The organism is Nocardia sp. NPDC002869 (assembly GCF_046764065.1).
Taxonomy (GTDB): Bacteria; Actinomycetota; Actinomycetes; order Mycobacteriales; family Mycobacteriaceae; genus Nocardia; species Nocardia rhamnosiphila.
This window is the reverse complement of the sequence record NZ_JBKOOL010000236.1, coordinates 1-6550: the sequence shown is the minus strand read 5'-3', so window position 1 is coordinate 6550 and position 6550 is coordinate 1. Positions and strand designations below refer to the sequence as shown.

5 protein-coding genes are annotated in these 6550 nt (G+C 71.7%); 2 read left to right on the top strand and 3 right to left on the bottom strand.

The window, feature by feature from the left end; genetic code table 11:
- Positions 1-144: 144 nt before the first annotated feature.
- Together ACLML9_RS27050 and ACLML9_RS27045 are read right to left on the bottom strand one after the other, a co-directional pair.
- Positions 145-927: a DUF1542 domain-containing protein gene (locus ACLML9_RS27050; RefSeq protein WP_411948156.1), complete on the bottom strand. Its 783-nt coding sequence runs from the start codon at positions 925-927 to the stop codon at positions 145-147.
- 162 nt (positions 928-1089) lie between these two features.
- Positions 1090-1677: a hypothetical protein gene (locus tag ACLML9_RS27045; protein ID WP_411948155.1), complete on the bottom strand. Its 588-nt coding sequence runs from the start codon at positions 1675-1677 to the stop codon at positions 1090-1092.
- 110 nt (positions 1678-1787) lie between these two features.
- On the opposite strand from ACLML9_RS27045, the gene ACLML9_RS27040 reads away from it, so the two are divergent.
- Positions 1788-3428, top strand: a complete 1641-nt coding sequence (locus ACLML9_RS27040; RefSeq protein ID WP_411948154.1) for an ABC-F family ATP-binding cassette domain-containing protein — start codon at positions 1788-1790, stop codon at positions 3426-3428.
- 32 nt (positions 3429-3460) lie between these two features.
- On the opposite strand, the gene ACLML9_RS27035 is transcribed toward ACLML9_RS27040, so the two are convergent.
- The gene (locus ACLML9_RS27035; RefSeq protein WP_411948153.1) at positions 3461-3754 is read right to left on the bottom strand and encodes a hypothetical protein; all 294 of its coding nucleotides are present in this window, start codon (positions 3752-3754) and stop codon (positions 3461-3463) included.
- Positions 3755-3832: 78 nt separating this feature from the next.
- Here ACLML9_RS27035 and hrpB point away from each other — a divergent pair, with 78 nt between their 5' ends.
- The gene (gene hrpB, locus ACLML9_RS27030) at positions 3833-6292 is read left to right on the top strand and encodes an ATP-dependent helicase HrpB (RefSeq protein ID WP_411948152.1); all 2460 of its coding nucleotides are present in this window, start codon (positions 3833-3835) and stop codon (positions 6290-6292) included.
- The last annotated feature ends 258 nt before the right edge of the window (positions 6293-6550 follow it).

The window sequence follows — 6550 nt, the reverse complement described above, 5'->3', positions numbered from 1 at the left end:
CGATCGAAACCGAGGCCGCCCGCCGTCTAGCAGACGACCTCAACAGCTAACCGATCAGGTTCCCCAACACTTTCTGAGGCCGGCACCGGCGCGCGACGGCGAATCATGAGGTCGTCCGACCGCGCGCGGCCGGGCGCGGGCCTCTCAGAAGTCGAAACCACCGCCATCGAAGCCGCCGCCGTCGAACCCACCCCCGTCGCCGCCCCAATCGTCGTGGCCGCCGGCGTCGCCGCCCGGTCCGCCGTAATCCTGATCTCCGGCGGCGAGTCCGTCCGCATAACCCTCCCCGAAGCCCTGTTCGAAACCTTCGGCGCCGTAACCCACGCCGGCCATCCCGGAGAACAGTGAGGTGAACAGCAGGGCCGAGCCCACTCCCCAGGCACCGGCGATCATGGCCGGTTTCCACCAGGGCTCGGAATACCAGCCGGCCGGAACCGGCCGGCCCGCGACGCGCCCGCCCGGGTAGTAGTTCGGCGTCCCGGCCGAAGGACGCGGGGACGCGGCGATCCGACGGTTGTCGAAGTCGATCACCCGGTCTTCGCTGACCTCACCCGCGCCGGCCTGCCCCGCCAACTCGGGTACGGCCGGGCCGGGATCCATTTCCATGGCGATCCGGGCGGCCCGGATGTAGTAGAGCCCCTCGAGCGCGGTCTGTTTCGCCAGCCGGGCCTGGACCGGGGACCTGGCCTGGTCGACCTGCGAGCCCGCCGCGGTGTGGCGTTCCGCGGCGTCGGCCAGTGCTTGCCGCGCGGCCGGGTTGCTGCCGGACAGGTGGTAGATCTGACCGCCGAGGCGCTCGTTGACCTGGCGGGCCTCGGCGAGCGCATCGGCCAATTCGGTCGCGGCGCGCAGACTGTGCTGCCGGGACCGCCACACCAGGATCGACGCCACCAGCACGACCGCCACGGCGATCAGTAGCCATTCCATGGTCACGCACTCCTCTTGTCGGCGGAGCACCGTGCCGACCAGCGTACTCGCCGGACAGCGGCCCACAGCCCGGCCGGACCGGCGGGCACCGCGACGACCACGCGGCCGGCTACGACCCCTGCCCCGGGTGCGCCGGGCCGGGTCACCGGCCGGGTTCGTCGATCATGAGTGACCAGGCAGCGGCCGCAGCGAGGCCGGCAGCCCGATCTCGGGGGCGAGTGCGCCGTCCTGCCCGAGCGCACGGAAGTCGTCCGCGACCGGATCCGGGTCGAGTTCTCCCGCCCGCACCGCCTGATAGCGGACTTGCGACCACACGAAGGTGTCCAGATCATCGAAGCGGGTGCCGCCTTCGAGAACCTCCTCCTCGTGGAACCAGATCGCCACCTGCCCGCTGGTGAGCATCGTGTACAGGTTGCCGCCGCCGTCGGCGCCGAGGGTGTACACGTCGTCGTCGGTGAGTTCGGTGCGGTAATCGCTGTCCAACAGCCCGCACTGGTTGGCAGCGAAATCGAACCCGTAGGACCAGTCGTAGATATCGAGGAACTGCGGCATGGTTCCGGACCGCACCCGGCGATCGAATCCGGCGAGCGCGGCGGCGGCGGTGGGGTCGAGCCGTTCCAGGAACGGCTCGACCGGCCGGACCGCGGATCGGGGGATCTCGACGCGCGGCCGGTCGGGGAACCAACGCGTCAGGTCGGCGTCGAGATCGCGCTCGATGTCACCGGTCAGGTCCGCACGGCTTATCGGCATCGCCGGATCGTATGCGGCCGGGTGCGGTGGCGCCACCGGCGCGACCACACCCGGAACCACGACGGCGGGCGGCGGAAGGGCCGTGCGGGCGGGCGGGCAGAATATGCGCGGTGAGCGCAACCTTGCAGGCCGGCGGACTGTCGGCCGGACACGCCGAACGCACCCTGTTCGCCGACCTCGATTTCACTCTCGCACCCGGCGACGTGGTCGGCCTGGTCGGCGTCAACGGCGCCGGCAAATCGACGCTGTTGCGCATGCTCGCCGACGGCGCCCCGGAGGAGGGCACGATCACCCTGAGCCCGCCGGATGCCACTGTCGGCTATCTGGCCCAGGAACCCGAACGGATCGACGACGAAACCGTGCTCGGATTCCTCGCTCGCCGCACCGGGGTCGCGCAGGCCCAGCGGGTCATGGACGCGGCCGCCGAACGCCTCGGCGCGGGTGGCGCCGACGACTACTCCCCCGCCCTCGAACGCTGGCTCGCGCTCGGCGGAGCCGACCTCGAGCAGCGCGCCGCGGAGATCGCCGCCGACCTCGGGCTCACCGGAAACCTCGCGGGCGGATTGGCTACGCCGATGACCGGCCTGTCCGGCGGACAGGCGGCCCGCGCCGGTCTCGCCTCGGTGCTGCTGTCGCGCTTCGATATCCTGCTGCTCGACGAACCCACCAACGACCTCGATCTGGACGGTCTCGAACGCCTCGAACGTTTCGTCACCGGGGTCCGGACCCCGCTCATGATCATCAGCCACGACCGGGAATTCCTGACCCGCACCGTGAACAGCGTGCTCGAACTCGATCTCGCCCAGCAGCAGATCGGCTTCTACGACGGCGGCTACGACGCCTACCTGGCCGAGCGCGAGATCGCGCGCCGGCATGCCCGTGAGGTCTACGACGAATACGCGGCCACCCGAACCGGGCTGGAAGCCCGGGCGCAGATGCAACGCAACTGGCTGGAACACGGTGTGCGCAACGCCCGCCGTAAGAGCAAGAACGATTCCGACAAGGCGGGCCGCAAAACCCGCGCCGAATCCACCGAGAAGCAAGCCGCCAAGGCCCGCCAGACGCAACGGCGTATCGAACGGCTCGATGTGGTGGAGGAACCGCGCAAGGAGTGGGAGCTGCGGATGACGATCGCGACCGCGCCGCGCAGCGGTACCGTCGTCGCGACCGCCGGTGCTGCCACCGTCACGCGCGGTGAGTTTACGCTCGGGCCGGTGACCACCCGGATCGACTGGGCCGACCGCATCGTCGTGTCCGGCGCGAACGGCTCCGGCAAATCCACTCTGCTGGCCCTGCTGCTCGGCAAACTCGCCCCCGACACGGGCACGGCGACATTGGGTTCCGGCGTACGGATCGGCGAGGTCGACCAGGCACGTGGCCTGTTCCGCGGGGACGCCACGCTCGCGGCCACCTTCGGTACGGCGATGCCGGACTGGCCGGATGCCGAGGTGCGCACCCTGCTCGCCAAGTTCGGCCTGCGCGGACCGCACGTCAACCGCGCCTGCGACACCCTGTCCCCCGGCGAACGCACCCGGGCCGCACTCGCACTACTCCAGGCCCGCGGCGTGAACCTGCTCGTCCTGGACGAGCCGACCAACCATCTCGATCTGGCCGCCATCGAACAGCTCGAGCAGGCCGTCGACTCCTTCACCGGCACACTCCTGCTGGTGACGCACGACCGGCGGATGCTGGACTCGGTGCGCGCGACCCGGCGCTGGCACCTGGCCGGCGGGCAGCTCATCGAGGAGTAGGTGGATGCCGAGGGCGGCCCCCGGCACCGTCCTCAGCGCCGAACGGGTTCGTCGATCAGTTCGGACGGAGCCTCCCCCGACGCGAACGCGGCCACCGCGGCCGGCTCGTCGCCGACCGGTTCGTGCGTCTTCTCCTCGGCCGCCGCCTCCTTCCCACGACCGTCGGTGAAGAACGAGAAGATCGCACCGAGTACACAGCAGACGAGCGCGAAGGTGAAGGCGGCGCTGAGACCGTCGGCGAACGGGTCGCTGATCAGATCGTCGGTACCTACCGGGCGGGCCGGGTCATCCCGAGCCCGGGCATGTGGGCGTTGCCGGCGGCGCAACCCTGGAAGCAGCGATTTTCTCGTGCGGCCCGGTGGTGGATATCGTGGATCCGAGCCGATGCCGCAGACTGACCGGTGATGGAACTGCCCACACTCCCCGACCTACCGATTCGTGACGTTCTCGATCATGTCGTCGAGACGTTGACCGAACGCGGGACCGCCGTGCTGGTCGCGCCGCCGGGGACCGGGAAGACGACTCTGGTGCCCTTGGCGCTGGCGCAGCGTGCCGCCGGGCGGGTGCTCGTGGCCGAGCCGCGACGGTTGGCGGCGCGGGCCGCGGCCGGGCGGATGGCCGCGCTGCTGGGCGAACAGGTGGGTGCCACCGTCGGCTACTCGGTCCGGGGGGATCGACGAGTAGGGCGGCAGACCCGCATCGAGGTCGTCACGTCCGGATTGCTGGTACGCCGGTTGCAGGACGATCCCGAGTTGACGGGGGTCGAGACGGTCGTGCTCGACGAGTGCCATGAACGGCATCTCGACGCGGATCTGCTACTGGCGCTGCTGCTGGACGCCCGGGCCGGATTGCGACCGGATCTGCGGGTGCTCGCGACCTCGGCAACCGTTGCCGCCGAACGTCTTTCGACGCTCCTGAACGGCAACCACGCGGCGCCGGTCGTGCAGGTCCGGGGTCGCACCCATCCGGTGGACACGACCTATCTTCCGGCGTTGCCACGGGAGCGGATCGAAGCACACGTCGCACGCGCCACCCGGGCCGCGCTCGCCGCGACCGCCGGCGATGTACTGGTCTTCCTCCCGGGCGCGGCCGAAATACGCCGGGTGACAGCGCTGCTGGGCGGGCTGGACGATGTCGATATCGTGCCGTTGCACGGCAGACTCTCCGCGACGGCGCAGGATACGGCGTTACGGCCCGGGCTCCGGCGGCGGGTGGTACTGGCCACCGCGGTGGCGGAGTCGAGTCTGACGGTGCCGGGAGTGCGGGCGGTGGTGGATTCGGGACTCGCCCGCACCCCACGGATCGATCGAGCACGGGGGCTGGCCGGCCTTGCCACCGTGCGGGTCTCGGCGGCAGCGGCCGAGCAGCGAGCCGGGCGGGCCGGACGGGAGGCTCCCGGGCGCGTATGGCGATGCTGGCCCGAATACGAGCACGGCACCCTGCCGGCCTATCCGGAACCGGAGATCCGGACAGCGGATCTGACGCGATTGGCGCTGGAGCTGGCGTGCTGGGGCACGAGCGACGGACAGGGCCTCACCTGGTGGGATGCGCCACCGTCCGGCGGGTTGACAGCCGGCCGGGAGGTACTGCGCGCCTTGGGAGCCGTCGGCACCGACGGTGCGGTGACCGACCGTGGGCGGCGCATGGCCCGGATCGGACTGCATCCCCGGCTGGCGCGGGCGTTGCTCGACGGCGCGGCCGTGGTCGGTCCGCGGGCGGCCGCGGAGGTCGTCGCTGTCCTCGACGACGACACCCATCTGTCCGGTGTCGATCTCACGGCCGGTCTGCGGATGCTGCGCCGCGAGCGGCCGGCGCGCTGGCGGCGGGAGGTGGAGCGGCTGGCCCGCTCGGTCGAGGGGCCGGAGGGGGACGACGATCCGGCACTCATCGTCGCGCTGGCCCACCCGGAACGGCTGGCCCGGCGGCGCGGTGCGGGTTCGAGCAGTTATCTCATGGCCGGCGGTACCGCGGTGACGCTGCCGCCCGGCGCCGGAACAGGCGATGCCGAGTGGCTGGCGATCGGTGTCGCGACGCGCGATCCCGGTCGGGCCGAGGGCGTCGTCCGGTTGGCCGCGGTCGCCGATGAACAGTTGGCCCGCCGAGCCGCATCGAACCTGCTGACCACCGTCGACGAGATTGATTGGACCGAGGGCGACGTGGTCGCGCGGCGTATCGAGCGACTGGGCGCGATCATCTTGTCGGCCACCGCCATTTCCGACCCCGACCCCGGGCTGCTCGGCGCGGCGATACGGCGCGGGCTGAACTCGACCGGTCCCGATCTCCTGTCCTGGAATTCCGCGGCGATCGCCCTACGGCAGCGCCTCGACTTCCTGCATCGCACGCTCGGCGCCCCGTGGCCGCCGGTCGACGACGCGTCACTGCTCGCCGCCGCGGACAGCTGGCTCGGCCCCGAACTCGCCGCCGCCCGCCGTCGCGCCGACCTGGAACGGATCGACGCCGGCCAGGCGCTGCGCCGCCTGCTGCCCTGGCCGGAGGCCGCCCGCATGGACGAGCTGGCTCCCGAACGGGCAGAGGTCCCGTCCGGCAGCCGCCCCCGGCTCGACTACTCGGCCGACCCGCCGGTACTCGCGGTCAAGGTGCAGGAAGTTTTCGGCTGGACGGATACGCCACGCCTGGCCGACGGCCGGGTGCCCATCGTGCTGCATCTGCTCTCCCCTGCCCAGCGCCCGATCGCGGTGACCGCGGATCTGACCTCGTTCTGGCGGACCGGCTGGCCCGGGGTCCGCGCCGATCTGCGCGGCCGCTACCCCAAACATGCCTGGCCGGAAGACCCGGCCACCGTGCCCGCCCATCGGGGCACCGCCCGCAATGCCCGGCGTGACCGGCCGGGACCTTCGCGCTGACCGCACGCTCCGGCGGCCGGCACGGCCCGCCGGCCCTCGCTCTCCGGGTACGCCGCCGGCGGCGACCGGCCGAGGGCAGCGGGGTGATTGCGCTGTGATTGCCGGTACGCGCAGACTTGGGTCCGGGCAACGGGTCCGGCTCAGCGCGCACCGGGAGGTCAGGGGTGACGATCCATCGCACGCTCACGCTCGTCGCAGCCGTGTTGCTCGCCGTCGCGGGCTGCGGTGACGATACCGGCACCCGGACCGGTGACGCAG